This is a genomic window from Nocardia sp. NPDC049149 (assembly GCF_043197455.1).
GTDB lineage: Bacteria > Actinomycetota > Actinomycetes > Mycobacteriales > Mycobacteriaceae > Nocardia.
The window spans coordinates 242,433-257,021 of the sequence record NZ_JBICTD010000006.1 but is presented as its reverse complement, the minus strand read 5'-3'; the positions used below and the strand labels follow the sequence as shown (position 1 = coordinate 257,021).

The following is a 14,589-nucleotide window of genomic DNA, read 5'->3' as shown; positions in this document are numbered from 1 at the left end:
TCTCGCGCCGAACCGCCGCGACACGGCGGTCTCACGTCGGCAGCTCCGTCGCGTTCGCCGTTCCCGCCGTGGGGTTTTCGGGCCGCGGCGGCGCGATCACCGTCCGCGCGCCCGGCGAACTGCGCACCGCGAGCACCCGCTGGAACACCGTCACGATGCTCAGCACCGCGAGGACCCACATGGCGACGTGCACCGCGTAGGCGAGCCAGCCGATGCCCCAGTATCCGCCGATGCCGGTGAGCCCGGCACCGACCAACACGATGATCAGCCGATCCGGCCGCTCGATGATCCCGCCGTCGGCGGACAACCCGCTTGCCTCCGCGCGCGCCTTGGCGTACGAAATCACCTGCGAGGTCACCAGAACCACCAGCGTCGCGGCGAACAACGGCTTGTGGTTCTCGTGGTACACCGCCCACCAGGCCAGCCCGCCGAAGATGGCGCCGTCGGCCACCCGGTCGCAGGTCGCGTCGAGCACGGCACCGTATTTCGTGCCGCCGCCGCGCGCCCTGGCCATCGCGCCGTCGAGCATGTCGAACATGACGAACAGCCAGATCACCATGGTTCCCCAGAACAGGTGTCCGGTCGGGAACAGGGTGACCGCGGCGGCCACCGACGCGGTGGTGCCGATGAGCGTCACCGCATCCGGGGTGAGCCCGGTGCTCACCAGTGCTTTGCCAAGCGGCGCAGTCGCTTTCGCGAACGTGTCCCGACCGAAGAAGCTCAGCACAGCTAGTCGACTTCCTGCTGGGCGGCGGCGCGGACCACGTCGCTCATCACGCCTCTTTCCAGGCCGCGGCCAGCAGCGCCCGCGTCTCGCGCAGCAGCTGCGGCATCACCTTCGCGCCGCCGACCACGGTGATGAAGTTCGCGTCACCGCCCCAGCGCGGGACCACGTGCTGATGCAGGTGGTCGGCGAGCGAACCACCCGCCACGCCACCGAGATTCAGCCCGACGTTGAAACCGTGCGGCCGCGAGACCCGCTTCATCACCCGGATGGCCTGCTGGGTGAACGCCATCAGCTCGGCGCCCTCGGCCACGGTCAGGTCTTCCAGGTTGGCCACCTTGCGGTACGGCACCACCATCAGGTGTCCCGGGTTGTACGGGTACAGGTTGAGCACCGCGTACACCAGCTCGCCACGGGCGATGACCAGGCCGTCCTCGTCGGACATCTTCGGGATGTCGGTGAACGGATGCCCGGTCGAGGTGGAATCGGTGGTTGCCGCCTCGGCGATGTAGGACATCCGGTACGGCGTCCACAGCCGCTGCAACCGGTCCGGTTCGCCCGCGCCTCGATCGACGATGCTGCCCTCCGGCGCCTCGTTGAACGAGTCGAGCTCATCCGTGCGTTCAGTCATTCCGCACCCTTGATCTGAAAGCCCTCCGCGGTCGGAGAAGCGTTCTCGCGGTTCGCGATCCATGCCACAATCGTCGCCACCGCGTCGGCGACCGGCACCCCGTTCACCTGAGTGCCGTCGCGGAAGCGGAAGCTCACCGCGCCCGCCGTGACGTCACGCTCGCCGGCGAGCAGCATGAACGGCACCTTCTGCGCGGTGTTGTTGAAGATCTTCTTCTGCATCCGGTCGTCGCTGCGGTCCACCTGCGCGCGCACGCCCGCGTCCTGCAGCAGCTCGACCACCCGATCCAGGTGCGGCACAAAGGTTTCCGCGACCGGGATGCCGACGACCTGCACCGGCGCGAGCCAGGCGGGGAAGGCGCCCGCGTAGTGCTCGGTGAGCACGCCGAAGAACCGCTCGATGGAGCCGAACAGCGCACGGTGGATCATCACCGGCCGCTGCTTGACGCCGTCTGGCCCGGTGTATTCGAGGTCGAAGCGCTCCGGCAGGTTGAAGTCGAGCTGGATGGTCGACATCTGCCAGGTGCGCCCGAGCGCGTCCTTGGTCTGCACGGAGATCTTCGGGCCGTAGAACGCGGCGCCGCCCGGATCGGGCACCAGCTCCAGTCCGGAGGCCGAGGCCACCTTGGACAGGGTTTCGGTCGCCTCTTCCCAGATCTCGTCCGAGCCGACGAACTTCTTCGGGTCCTTGGTGGACAGCTCGAGGTAGAAGTCGTCGAGGCCGTAGTCCTTGAGCAAGCCGAGCACGAACTGCAGGGTGCTGGTCAGCTCGGCGTGCATCTGCTCCTTGGTGCAGTAGATGTGCGCGTCGTCCTGGGTCATGCCGCGCACCCGGGTCAGGCCGTGCACCACGCCGGACTTCTCGTAGCGGTACACCGAGCCGAACTCGAACATCCGCAGCGGCAGTTCCCGATACGACCGGCCGCGGGCACGGAAGATCAGGTTGTGCATCGGGCAGTTCATCGGCTTGACGTAGTAGTCCTGGCCCGGCTTGCGGACGGTGCCGTCCTCGTTCAGCTCCGCGTCCAGGTGCATCGCCGGGAACATGCCGTCGCGATACCAGTCCAGGTGGCCGGAGACCTCGAACAGATGCCCCTTGGTGACGTGCGGGGTGTTGACGAACTCGTAGCCCGCCGCGACGTGGCGCTGGCGCGAGTACTCCTCCATCTCCTTGCGGATGATGCCGCCCTTGGGGTGGAACACCGGCAGGCCGGAGCCGAGCTCGTCGGGGAAGCTGAACAGGTCGAGTTCGAGGCCGAGCTTGCGGTGGTCGCGGCGTTCGGCCTCTTCCAGCAGGTGCAGGTACTCGTCGAGCGCCTCCTGGGACTCCCAGGCGGTGCCGTAGATGCGCTGCAGATCCTCGCGTTCCTGATCGCCGCGCCAGTAGGCGGCCGAGCTGCGGGTCAGTTTGAACGCGGGGATGAACTTGGTGGTCGGGATGTGCGGGCCGCGGCACAGGTCGGCCCAGAGCCGTTCACCGGTGCGCGGATCCAGGTTGTCGTAGATGGTCAGCTCTTTGCCGCCGACCTCCATGACCTCCGGGTCGTCGATGCCGGACTTATCGCTGATCAGCTCCAGCTTGAACGGCTCCTTGGCCAGTTCGACGCGGGCGTCCTCGACCTCGACCACGCGGCGCGAAAACCGCTGTGCGCCTTTGACGATCTTCTTCATCCTGGATTCCAGCTTGGCCAGATCCTCCGGAGTGAAGGGCTTGTCGACCTGGAAGTCGTAGTAGAAGCCGTCCTTGATCGGCGGGCCGATGCCGAGCTTGGCCTCGGGGAATTCCTGCTGCACCGCCTGGGCGAGCACGTGGGCGGCGGAATGCCGGATGACACTGCGGCCATCCTCGGTGTCCGCGGCGACCGCCTCCACCTCGACGTCGGTGTCCGGGGTCCAGGACAGGTCCTTGAGGCCCTCGGCGTCGCGGACGACGACGATGGTGTCGGGTCCCTTCGTCGGCAATCCGGCTTCGCGCACCGCGGCACCCGCTGTCGTCCCGGCCGGCACAACGACGGTCGCCGGGTTCTTGCGGGCTGAGGTGGTCACGGCGGTGCTCTCCTTGGAGTTTCTCGGGTGCGGGCCGAGGCCCGCGATCGGTGTCGAGGCAGGCGATCGCCCCAGCGCGACCATGCTAGCTGGCCTGCCTCGGTGCGACTTCCGCCGGTCGTGGCTGTCACGAGGCGCGCGTCGCGGGTCCCATCCTCCGGTAGATCACTCGATGCGCAACCCGAACGGCGTTGGGCGGGTGGGCCATCAGCTCTCGGTGGCGAGCCGCTCCAGCATCGCTTCGCGCTCGGCGGCGGGCCGTTTCGGGCAGCTGGTGCACATCTCGCAGCCGGGGACCTCGAAGACCAGGCAGCAGGAGATGCGTTTGACGAAGGTGCGCCCGCCGATCTCGACGAACCGTGGCACGGGGAGTTTGCCGCCGATCTCGCTCGCCAGCCGGGCGCCCGCCTCGGCGGAACCGGCGTCGAGCGCGCGGTTGCCGACGGCGTCGGCGACGATGGCCCAGAGGGAGGGCACGCCCGCGCCGGATGCCTCGGCGACCGGACCGATCACGGCCGCAAGAGTTTCCTGCAATGCCGCCCCAGGCGCCGTGCCTTCGTCCGGCTCGGCAAGCACCTGGATCCGCTCGACGCCGCCGTCGGGCCTGATCTCACAGTCGAAGCGGTCGAGCACCGGCTCGGCGGCGGGCTCGCCCTGTGCGTAGGCCCGCGCGACCTGCTCGACCAGTGCGGAGGCGACCATGCACCACCACAGCGTGCCCGCGATGCGCGGCGAGGTGGTCCCCCACGAGTGACCCATCTCGGCGATCCGCGCCGACAGCCAGTCCGGCTGCGTCAACGTCCGACCCGGGACGCTGTTCACCACTTCAGGGGACTGCGTAACCATTGCCACTCGACTCCGATCCAGCTGCCGACCATCCCGAACGTACCCAACACCCACAGTGTCGCGACAACCAGCGCACAGGTAGCGACCGCCGCGAACACCCGCATGGCGGCACCCCGTGCGGAATACCACGCCATACCCTGCCGGTACTTGTCGCGCAGCCAGCCGAGCGCCCTGCGCGCCCAATCGAATTCGGTGGCAAGAAGGCCAAGTCCGGCGAACACGATCGCCCAGCCGGGTCCCGGGTAGGGAATCGCCAGGATTCCGACGGCCAGCACCGCGACGCCGAGCACCGCGACCCCGGTCCGGTAGGCGAGGTTCAGCGTAGGACGCTCGGCGATGCGCGCACGGAAGGCGCGCCAGCCCGTCGATCTTGTTTCCTGCTCCACGCTCATCTCCACCAGCCTACGAGCCTGCGGTGTTCGCCTCGGAGCGCACGAACCCGCCCGACGAGTCGGGCGGGTTCGGTGCTTCTTCGATCGGCTGCTCGTCGGCGGAGTTCCGCGCTCAGACGAGCTCGGGCAGTATGTGCTGCCCCGCGTCGTCCTCGATGTGGGCGAGTCCGTCCTCGGTCACCTCGATGACGCGGGCGCTCGCGATATCGAAGAACAGGCCAGACACCGTCACGCCGCGCTCGGCGACCGCCTTGCGCACCGCGGGATGCCGCTGCAGGTTCTCCACCTGGACCGCCACGTTCACCATGCTCAGCTGGTCGACCTCGCCGAATCCGGCCCGGGCCGCGGCCACCGCGACCGGATGTCCGCGCCGGACCCGGTCCAGGCTCGGGCGGGCGTGCGCGAGCCACTTGTCGATGTCCGGTCCGGCGTGTGCACCGGAGTGCAGCGCACCCATGGCGCCACACGACGAGTGGCCGCACACCACGATGGACCGCACGTTCAGCTCCTCCAACGCGAACGCCAGCGCGGCATCCACCGACGGATCACCAACGGCGGGAACGAGATTGCCGACATTGCGCACGGTGAACAGGTCGCCGGGCCCGCTGTTGGTGATCATGTTGGGCACGATGCGCGAGTCGGCGCAGGTGAGGAAGAACGAATCCGGGTCCTGGCTGTCGCGCAGCTCGTCCAGGTGCGGCCGCACGACATGCGCGTGGCTGCGGTGGTAGGCCGCCACACCGGCCTGGATCGGATCCGCGTGCTCGTCGCGACGCCACGGGCCGAGGATGTCGGTCCACACCGCACGGCCGAAGCTGCGCGACGGCGGGCCTGCCGTCGCATGCGCCATCCGCGCGCTGCCGATCTCCACGAAATCGACACTGCCGCCGTTGCTTTCCTGCTGTCGCACCCAGTCCTCGATGGCCTCGAAGGCGGCGTGGTCGAGGAAGTCGACGGTCATCTCCACGGTGACGTCGGCATCCGAGGGCACCTTGGCGAACTCGGTGGACAGCTTCGGCAGCGCGAGGAACGTGCACGACCCGTCGATGGTGATCATCCAGCGCTGCGAACCCGGGATCTGCCTGGCGTTGATGGCGACGCGCACCACCCGCCACAGCAGCAGGCCGAAGGCGAGCGCCAAACCGATCAGCACGCCCTCCAACAGGTTCAGGAACACCACGCCGAGGATGGTGACGGCGTAGACGAGCAGATCGCCCGTTCGCCTGGCCAGCCGGATGTGCGCGAGCTTCACCAGCTGGATGCCGATCACGATCAGCAGGCCGGCCAGCGCCGCCTTCGGAATCTGTTGCACCACAGCGGCCAACGCCACCGAGAAGACCAGGATCCAGACACCGTGCAGCACGGCCGAGGCGCGGCTGCGCGCACCCGCCTGCACGTTGGTGGCGCTGCGCACGATCACGCCGGTCACCGGCAGGCCGCCGAGCAGGCCGGACAGCACGTTGGCCGTGCCCTGGCCGACGAGCTCGCGATCGAAGTTGGTGCGCTTGCCCGTGTGCATCTTGTCCACCGCGACGGCGGACAGCAGGCTTTCCACGCTGGCGATCAACGCGATGGTGAGGATCATGAGCAGCACGGCGGACAGGCCGCCGCTCGGCACCGCGGGCAGGCCGATCGCGTCGAACAGCGAGCCGTTCAACACGATTCGTTCGGCGCCGGTCGGCAACACCATCGCGAGCATGGTGCCCGCGAACACCGCGACCAGCGGTCCGGGGATGACGCGCAGCTTGGCGGGCACGTACTTCCAGCCGAGCATGATCGCGATCACCACGGCGCCGATGAACGCGTCACCGCCGTGCAGCGACATCAGTTGCTCGGGCAGCTGGGTGATGTTCTTCCACGCCGAGCTGTGCGACGAACCGCCGAGCAGCACGTGAATCTGTTGCAGCGCAATGGTGATGCCGATGCCTGCCAGCATCGCGTGCACCACCACCGGCGCGACGGCGAGCGCGGCACGCGCGATCCTGCTCAGCCCGAACAGGATTTGCAGCACACCGGCCGCGACGACGATGAAACAGGTGGCTTTCCAGCCGAATTGGTTGATGGACTCGGCCACCACGACGGTCAGGCCCGCGGCGGGACCGCTGACCTGTAGGACAGAGCCGCCCATCAGGCCTGCCACGATGCCGCCGATCACGGCGGCGATCAGACCTGCGGCGACGGGCGCCCCGGAGGCAACGGCGATGCCGAGCGACAGCGGCAACGCAACCAAGAAGACGACGATCGATGCGGGCACATCGTGTCGCAGGATGGAACGAAGACGATCGGACATCGATCCGGAATCGTGGCCGGGATCCGTCGGCGCAGACGCTGCCGTAGGTGGGGCCAAATCGTTCGTAACAGCCATGACTCTCCTTCGCCGAACTCGGCCTTCATGGCCGAGGTCGGTTGACGATCAAATGTCCAGCAGGGCACACGACCGCGAACCGGCATCTCGCGGTGAAGCAGTTCCCGACACACCAACGGGTCGGGATGTAAATCCGAATCAGGCTATTGGTAAAGACTTAGCAAAGCCTGAGAACCGGGCTAACTACTCGTAAACTCCGAGCTCAGGTGCTATGGCCTGGCTCACAAGGGCCCATGGGCCGTCGCGGGGATTACACCGGCTCGGCGGCAACACGGCGGCCCTCGTCGTCGAATTCGGCAATTCCGTCCACGGTCACTTCGATCACCCGTGCGGTGGCGATGTCGAAGAAGAGCCCCGACACCGCGACCCCCCGCTCCTCGATCCCCTGCCGCACCGCAGGGTGCGCGTGCAGCGTCTCCAATTGCAGCGCCACATTCACCATGCCGAGCTGGTCCACCTCGCCGAACCCGGCCAGCGCGGCGGCCTCGGCGACCGGATGCCCGAGACGGAAACGGTCGAGACTCGGCCGGGCGTAGGCCAGCCAGTCACCGAGGCCGGGACCGGTCCGCACCTCGCGGTACAGCGCCTCCATCGCGCCGCAGCCGGAGTGACCGCAGACCACCACCGCGCGCACGTCCAACTTCTCCAGCGCATAAATCAGAGCCGCCTCCACCGAGACGTCGCTGCCCGCGGTCGGAACCAGGTTGCCGACGTTGCGCACCGTGAACAGGTCACCGGGGCCGCTGTTGGTGATGACGTTCGGCACGATCCGAGCATCGGCGCAGGTGAGGAAGAACGAATCGGCGTCGGGGCGATGCCGCAGGCCCGCGAGGTGCGGGCGCATGAGATGCGCGTGCCCGCGGTGGTAGGCCGCGATGCCCGCCGCGATCGGATCCTCGCGAATACCGGTGCGCCGCCACGGGCTGATCGCCTGATCGATGACCTTCCTCGACTGCCCGCGCTCGGGCGGTCCCGCCGTCGCCGTCGCCATCCGTGCGCTGCCGATCTCCACGAATTCGACTGTGCCGCCCTTCGATTCGCGCTGCGCGGCCCACTCGGTGATCCGTTCGTAGGCGGCATGGTCGAGGAAGTCGACCGTCATCTCCACCGTCACGTCGGCGCCGTCGGGCACCTTGGCCAGCTCTGCGGTCAGCTTCGGCAAGGCGAGGAACGTGCAGGTGCCGTCGATGGTGACCAGCCAGCGCCCGCCCGCCCTCGGCTCGGCCGCGATCGTCACCCTGACCACCCGCCACAGCAGCAGCGCGAACGCGAGCACGAGCCCGATCACCATGCCCGCCAACAGGTTCAGGAACACCACGCTCAGCACGGTCGCGACATACACATAGAGATTGCCGGTGCGCCGCGCCAGCCGGATGTGCGCCAGCTTCACCAATTGCACGCCGATCAAGATGAGCAACCCGGCCAGCGCGGCCTTCGGGATCTGCTGCACCAGCCCGGCCAAGGCCACCGCGAACAGCAGGATCCAGACGCCGTGCAACACCGTCGCGGCCCTGGTCTGCGCGCCCGCGTGCGCGTTGGTGATGCTGCGCACGATCACCGCCGCGATCGGCAGGCCGCCGAGCAGGCCGGACACCACGTTCGCCGAGCCCTGCCCGATCAATTCGCGATCCAGGTTGGTCGTGCTGCCCGGCCGGAGTTTGTCCACGGCGACGGCCGAAAGCAGGGTCTCGACGCTGGCGATGAGCGCGATGGTGACCATAGTGAGCGCGATCGAGGTCCAGGTGCCGGACGGGATGGCGGGCAGGCCGATCGCATCGAGCAGCGAGCCGTTCAGGACCAGGCGTTCGACGTGGGTCGGCAGCGCCAGCGACAGCAGTGTCGCGACGACCACGGCGACCAACGGCCCCGGCACCATCCGGACCTGACGCGGCACGTACTTCCAGACGATCAGCAAGACGATCACCACCAGGCCGATGCACAGATCGCCCCGATGCACCGACATCAGCTGATGCGGCAGCTGGATGATGCTGTCGAACGACGAGCTCAGCGAGGTGCCGCCGAGCAGCACATGCACCTGCTGCAGCGCGATGATCACCCCGATCCCGGCGAGCAGCCCGTGCACCACCACCGGGGCAATCGCCAATGCGCCGCGCGCGATCCGGCTGAGCCCGAACAGGATCTGCAACAGCCCGGCCCCGACCGTGATGAAACACGTTGCTGCCCAGCCGAAGTGGTGCACGCTCTCCGCGACGATCACGGTGAGACTCGCCGTCGGCCCGCTGACCTGCACCGCCGAGCCGCCGAGCAGACCGGCGACCACCCCGCCGACCACCGCGGCGATCAGTCCCGCGGCGACCGGCGCGCCGGAGGCGACCGCGACACCGAGGGAAAGCGGCAGTGCGACAAGGAAAACCACCACGGAGGCGGGCAGATCGTGGCGGCCGATGCGGACCAGGCGTTGCGGTATCAGCGGGTGGCGCGGCGACGTCCGTGGTGCGGGATCGGTGTCGGTGGACATATTTCTCCTTCGCCGGATCGACGGAGTCGTCCGGTGCATCGGTCGAACATGTACTGGCATCGAAAGCGAGCGGCGGGCGAAGCATTGCCGCTCGAGAGCGGCGACCCGAGTGACGCGAAGGTCGGAGGTAATAGTAAAGACTTCGCAAAGTGCGTGGAAAGGTTTATGGTGAAATCGCACTGAATGTCACTGAACTGTGATCTAGGTCACTAGTCCAGTCTCGTCGGAACCGGTTCCACAGACCGTGCATACGGTTCACAGAGTTTCTATCCTCTGTGAACCGTACGACGGGTCTGTGGAACCAACTCAGCCGCTGGTTGGCGATCGGGCGCGCCGAATCAGGTTGGCGTCGTGGATGTCCCGACAGGTGACGCCTCAGCCGTGTCCGGGGTTGCGCACGAATGCCATTCGCCATCGGGGTAGGTGATGTAGAGCGGCCCCAGGTTGCACGGGGTGAGGCAGCCGGTGGGCGTGACGAGTGCGTCGGGGTGGTCGCGGCGCAGGGCGCGATGCAGTTCCCCTGCCCCGTACACGGTGCAGCGCGGGCCTCGGCAGACCAGGATGTGGGCCGTGTGCTCGGGGATGTGCGACCAGGCCGGGCTTCGGAACGCGCGCGGGCTCGCGGTGACGGCGGCGCCGTCGTCCTGCATCATCGAACGCACCAGGTCGGCGAATGCCGGTGAGGTGTCGACACTTTCGGTGATCCGGACGTCGAGCTCGCGGGCGCGGGTCTCCTTCCAGTTCGCCACGGCCCTGGCGATCCAGGTCTCCAGGTAGCGGTCGCGAGGTACGGCCAGCGGAATCAGGGTGACCGGAAGCTCTTGGCGGGCAGCGTCGTCGAGGGCCGTGTGGATGGTCGGCTCCCCCTGATCGAGCAGGGCGTAGGTGATCCCGCAGGCATCGGCCAGGCTCGCGACGGCGGCGAGGTCGACGCCCGACGGCGTCGGTCGCGCGACGAGGACGTATCGGCGCGTCATGTCGTGCGCACCGTGCGCCGGGCGGGGACCACCAGCGGTGTTCCGGTGATCGGATCTTCGATCACCGCACAGTCCAGGTCGAAGACCTCCGACACCAGCTCGGCGCGCACGATCTGCGCGGGCGGGCCCTGTTCGACCACTCGGCCGTCCTTCATCGCAACAAGGTGGTCGGCGTACCTGGCCGCCAGATTCAGGTCGTGCAGCACCGCGATAATGGTGCGCGGCAACAGGTTCCGCAGGACGTCGAGGACATCCAGTTGGTGCGCGAGATCGAGGAAGGTGGTCGGCTCGTCGAGCAACATCACCTCGGGGTCCTGCGCGATCGCCAGCGCGATCCACACCCGCTGCCGCTGCCCGCCGGACAGCTGGTCCATCGTGCGGTCGATGAGGTCGAGAGTGTCGGTGGCGGCCAACGCATTACGGACCGCGGTCGCGTCCTGCTCGGACCACTGCCGGAACCATCGTTGATGCGGATGGCGGCCGCGCCCGACGAGCTCGCCGACGGTGATCCCGTCCGGGGCCACCGGCTGCTGTGGCAGCATCCCGAGTCGCCGAGCCAGTACCCGCGCGGGCTCGTGCGCGATATCGGCGCCGTCGAGCAGTACCGCGCCCGCGGCAGGGGGCATCAACCGTGCGAGACCGCGTAGCAGCGTGGACTTTCCACAGCCGTTGCGGCCGACGATGACCGTGATCTGTCCCGCGGGGAATGCCACGGAGGCGTCGGTGACGATCACGGTGTCGCCGTAGGCGAGATCGAGTTCGGTGGTGGTGACGTGTGCGGTCATCCGGCGACTCCGATTCGGGTGGCGCGGGCCAGGAGATAGACGAGGACGGGCGCGCCGAGGATCGCGGTCACGACGCCGACCGGTAGCTCCGCGGGGAACAGCCGCCGGGCCGCCAGATCGGCGGCGACCACCAGCAGCGCCCCCGCGGCGGCGGACGGTGCCAGTCCGGTGCCGCGCTCGGCGAGCAGCCGTCGCACAATCTGCGGCGCCACCAGCGCGACGAAGGCGATCGGCCCGGCCGCGGCGGTGGCCAGTGTCGCCGCGACGGCGGCCAGCACGATCAACGTGGTGCGGTCCGGACCACGGCGTCCGGCAAGCGAATTCGCGAGCTCGTCACCCAGCTCGAGCAGGGGCAGCGATCGGCCGAGCATGATCAGCGGCGGTATCACCACCCCGAGCGCGGCGGCCGCGAACCACACGTGCATCCAGTCGCGGTTGGCGAGACTGCCGGTGAGCCACATCGCCGCCGTATGCGCCTGATAGATGTTGGCGTGGGTCAGGATGTACGCGATCGCCGAGGACAGCATCGCGGTGACGCCGATCCCGACGAGGACGAGCCGGTATCCGTCGAGACCGTCCTTCGTCGCCACCCCGACGATCAGCGCCATCGCCACGAACGCGCCCGCCAACGCGCCGCCGACCAGTGCGAGGCCGGTGCCGCCGAGCAGCACGCTCACCACGAGCGCACCCAGCGACGCACCCGCATTGATGCCGATGATCTCCGGACTGACCAGTGGATTCGTCGCGATCCGCTGCAGCACCGCGCCGGAGACCGCGAACGCGGCACCGGTGCACAGTCCGGTGAGCACGCGCGGTAGCCGATCGGCGACGACGACGTCGTATTCGATGAGCGTGCCTCCGCCACCGAGCACCCGAAGGACATCGCCGACGGTGAGCGGATAGTGCCCGATCGTGAGCGACCAGGCCGCCAGCGACAGCGCCACCGTCGTGCACACCACGGTGACGAGCACCGATCGACGATGCACCCGGAAGACGAGATGATCTCCGGGAGATCGCACAAGTATTGTGCCGCTGGGTAATACGCTGCGTTCGAGGAGCGTCACAGGGTCGCCACCTTCCGATTGCGCACGAGATAGAGGAAGAACGGCGATCCGGCGAACGCGGTGATGATGCCGACCTGGATCTCCTGCGGTTGGGCGACGACCCGTCCGAGAATGTCGGCGAGCAGCAACAGAATCGGCCCGAGCACGGCACACCAGACGAGCACCCACCGATAGTCCTGTCCGGCGAAGGCACGGGCGATATGCGGAATGACCAGTCCGACAAAGGCGATCGGCCCGGCGATGGCCACCGCCGACCCCGCGAGCAGCACCACGGTCAACGCGCCTGCGGCGCGGACCGCGATGAGCCGCGTGCCGAGCGTGCGTGCCATGTCGTCGCCCATGGCGATGGCGTTCAGCGGCCGCGACACCGCGAGCGCCAGCACCGCGCCGACGGCGATGAAAGGCACGATCGCCCCGACGGATTCGAGAGTGGCGCGGGTCAACGATCCGACCACCCAGAATCGGAAATTGTCGAGGGTGGTCCGGTCGAGCAGGCTGATCGCCGTGGTGATCGATCCGCACAGCGCGGTGCACGCCGCGCCGGCCAACACCAGTTTCACCGGTGTCGCACCACCGAATCCCAGTGAGCCGAGGGTGTATACGAAGACGGCGGCGACGGCGGCGCCGACAAAGGCGAACCAGACGAATACCGCGGGCGAAGTCGAACCCAGTGCGCCCATGGCGATCACGATGGCCAGCGAGGCGCCCGCGTTGATGCCGAGCAGGCCTGGCCCGGCCAGCGGGTTGCGGGTGAGTCCCTGCATGACGGCTCCGGCCAGCGCGAGCGCGACACCGGCGAGCAGACCGGCAACGGTCCTCGGCAGCCGGATGTATCGCACGATCCGGTCGGCATCGCTGCCGCGGAAATCGGTGAATGCGGCGACCGCCTGATCGAGCGTGAGCGGGTGCGTGCCGACCAAGACGGACGCGACGCAGACAGCGACGAGCACGGCACCGGCAACGACCAGGCCGGTGCCGCGAGCGGTGCGCGTCACCGCCGGAACAGATCGGGGTGGATCAGTTCGGCGACAAGCTCGGTCGCGTGGGCGATGCGGACACCGGCGGCCCGATCGGCGAACAGGAACGGGTGCACCGCGCCCTTGCGGACGGCAGTCAGATTGGCGAAGGCCGGGTTGCCGACGATCTTGTCGGCCTGTGGCTGCGCATCGGCGCGCGTATAGGTTGCCTTGCAACACATGCTGGTCAGAATGATGTCGGGGTCGCGGGCGATCAGCTGTTCGGCGCCGATCTGGACGTTGCGGCGTTCGGTGAGATCCGCGAAGGCATTCACCCCGCCCGCGGCGTCGATGATCCGGGTGACGAAGTCGATGCCGCCCGCGACGGTGTAGGAACCGTCGTCCTTCGGCGTGACGACCGCAACGCGAGGCCTAGGCGCGCTACCCACTTTCGCGCGCACCGCATCGATCCGCGCACCGAGTTGCGTGACCACCGATTCGGCACGCTCGGACATGCCCCACAGCGCGCCGAGATCGCGCAGATCCGCATACACGTTCTCGAATCGCACTGTCGCCGGGTCGATCGCCTCGTCAGCGAGCCCGTCCGCGCTCGGACACAGCGGGCTCACGATCCACGTCCGTACGCCGAGGTCGTGCAGGCTCGCGCGGGTGCCGACGCTCGACTGCGACGACTTGGCGAATACACCGTTGAATCCGGACAACACGAAATCGGGGTTCTTCGAGAGCAGTTCGTCGCGACTGGGCAGCTTCTCGACATAGGTCGTTTTCGCCTGCGCCGCCTGATATTCGGGCAGCACCGCGGAATCCAGGAAAGCCGTCGTGACCAGCCGATCGGTGACGCCGAGCGCGTGCGCGATCTCGATCGACGGTTGGTAGGCCGCGTAGATCCGCTGGGGCGGCCCACCGACGGCGACGTCGATCCCGCAGTTCGCGCGGGTGACGGCGGTGGCGTCGGTGGCCGCCGGTCCGGGTTGCGCACCGCAACCAGCCAGCACGATCGCACAGGCGACCAGCGCACCACTACGTAGGCGCGCGAAAACAGATGGGGTCAAGGTGACCGCCTTCCAGGTCCTCGTGGAAACGGGTACTGCGTAGCCGTGGCCGGTCTCCTGGCTGACGGGATGTCGCGCGACGGATCTACCTTCCCAGGGCACAAGTGCCCCAGTGGTTCCGGAGGAATCGCTTCCTCCGGACCGATCCGTCGCTCCCGATCACAGTGGCGAGGGCCGCACCGGTACCACACCGGTTTCCCGAACACCACGACTGCGCGGACTGTACCAAGCTCCCTCCGAAATCGGACAATG

Annotated in this window: 12 protein-coding genes and 1 riboswitch; all 12 genes read right to left on the bottom strand. The window is 68.1% G+C overall.

Translation table 11 applies throughout. The annotated features are described in order from the left end of the window. Positions 1-31: 31 nt before the first annotated feature. The 12 genes from pgsA to ACGFNJ_RS25355 all read right to left on the bottom strand — a co-directional run bounded on the left by pgsA (position 32) and on the right by ACGFNJ_RS25355 (position 14,337). Complete coding sequence (gene pgsA, locus ACGFNJ_RS25410) at positions 32-727, bottom strand: phosphatidylinositol phosphate synthase (protein ID WP_393452908.1); 696 nt, start codon at positions 725-727, stop codon at positions 32-34. A gap of 46 nt (positions 728-773) precedes the next feature. Continuing rightward, positions 774-1,355, bottom strand: a complete 582-nt coding sequence (locus tag ACGFNJ_RS25405; RefSeq protein WP_069167454.1) for an HIT domain-containing protein — start codon at positions 1,353-1,355, stop codon at positions 774-776. Then, positions 1,352-3,400 (bottom strand): threonine--tRNA ligase, encoded by a 2,049-nt coding sequence (gene thrS, locus ACGFNJ_RS25400; RefSeq protein ID WP_393452904.1) that lies wholly within the window; start codon positions 3,398-3,400, stop codon positions 1,352-1,354. Before thrS ends, ACGFNJ_RS25405 begins: the two co-directional genes overlap by 4 nt. 207 nt (positions 3,401-3,607) lie before the next feature. Then, positions 3,608-4,222: a (2Fe-2S)-binding protein gene (locus tag ACGFNJ_RS25395; protein ID WP_393452901.1), complete on the bottom strand. Its 615-nt coding sequence runs from the start codon at positions 4,220-4,222 to the stop codon at positions 3,608-3,610. Beyond that, entirely contained in the window at positions 4,219-4,638 is a 420-nt protein-coding gene (locus ACGFNJ_RS25390) for a TIGR02611 family protein (RefSeq protein WP_393452898.1), read from the bottom strand. The genes ACGFNJ_RS25395 and ACGFNJ_RS25390 overlap by 4 nt, the downstream gene beginning before the upstream one ends. A 112-nt stretch (positions 4,639-4,750) precedes the next feature. Further along, positions 4,751-7,003: a solute carrier family 23 protein gene (locus ACGFNJ_RS25385; protein ID WP_393452895.1), complete on the bottom strand. Its 2,253-nt coding sequence runs from the start codon at positions 7,001-7,003 to the stop codon at positions 4,751-4,753. A gap of 250 nt (positions 7,004-7,253) precedes the next feature. Continuing rightward, entirely contained in the window at positions 7,254-9,482 is a 2,229-nt protein-coding gene (locus tag ACGFNJ_RS25380; RefSeq protein ID WP_393452892.1) for a SulP family inorganic anion transporter, read from the bottom strand. Between the two features lie 338 nt (positions 9,483-9,820). Continuing rightward, positions 9,821-10,459 carry a (2Fe-2S) ferredoxin domain-containing protein gene (locus ACGFNJ_RS25375; RefSeq protein ID WP_393452889.1) on the bottom strand — a complete coding sequence of 213 codons (639 nt, stop codon included), beginning with the start codon at positions 10,457-10,459 and terminating at the stop codon, positions 9,821-9,823. After that, a complete protein-coding gene (locus ACGFNJ_RS25370; RefSeq protein WP_393452886.1) occupies positions 10,456-11,244 on the bottom strand; it encodes an ABC transporter ATP-binding protein in 789 nt (262 codons plus the stop codon). Before ACGFNJ_RS25370 ends, ACGFNJ_RS25375 begins: the two co-directional genes overlap by 4 nt. Continuing rightward, entirely contained in the window at positions 11,241-12,230 is a 990-nt protein-coding gene (locus tag ACGFNJ_RS25365; RefSeq protein WP_393452883.1) for a FecCD family ABC transporter permease, read from the bottom strand. The genes ACGFNJ_RS25370 and ACGFNJ_RS25365 overlap by 4 nt, the downstream gene beginning before the upstream one ends. Positions 12,231-12,304: 74 nt before the next feature. Next, positions 12,305-13,303 carry a FecCD family ABC transporter permease gene (locus ACGFNJ_RS25360; RefSeq protein WP_393452880.1) on the bottom strand — a complete coding sequence of 333 codons (999 nt, stop codon included), beginning with the start codon at positions 13,301-13,303 and terminating at the stop codon, positions 12,305-12,307. Beyond that, positions 13,300-14,337: an ABC transporter substrate-binding protein gene (locus ACGFNJ_RS25355; RefSeq protein ID WP_393452877.1), complete on the bottom strand. Its 1,038-nt coding sequence runs from the start codon at positions 14,335-14,337 to the stop codon at positions 13,300-13,302. Before ACGFNJ_RS25355 ends, ACGFNJ_RS25360 begins: the two co-directional genes overlap by 4 nt. Before the next feature lie 29 nt (positions 14,338-14,366). Next, positions 14,367-14,582: riboswitch (cobalamin riboswitch) on the bottom strand. Between the last annotated feature and the right edge of the window lie 7 nt (positions 14,583-14,589).

What these genes read in the sequence shown, in the direction of transcription:
- ACGFNJ_RS25405 (WP_069167454.1), bottom strand. Translation starts at nt 1,355, where the DNA reads ATGACTGAACGCACGGATGAGCTCGACTCGTTCAACGAGGCGCCGGAG.
- ACGFNJ_RS25390 (WP_393452898.1), bottom strand. Translation starts at nt 4,638, where the DNA reads ATGAGCGTGGAGCAGGAAACAAGATCGACGGGCTGGCGCGCCTTCCGT.
- ACGFNJ_RS25385 (WP_393452895.1), bottom strand. Translation starts at nt 7,003, where the DNA reads ATGGCTGTTACGAACGATTTGGCCCCACCTACGGCAGCGTCTGCGCCG.
- ACGFNJ_RS25380 (WP_393452892.1), bottom strand. Translation starts at nt 9,482, where the DNA reads ATGTCCACCGACACCGATCCCGCACCACGGACGTCGCCGCGCCACCCG.
- ACGFNJ_RS25375 (WP_393452889.1), bottom strand. Translation starts at nt 10,459, where the DNA reads ATGACGCGCCGATACGTCCTCGTCGCGCGACCGACGCCGTCGGGCGTC.
- ACGFNJ_RS25370 (WP_393452886.1), bottom strand. Translation starts at nt 11,244, where the DNA reads ATGACCGCACACGTCACCACCACCGAACTCGATCTCGCCTACGGCGAC.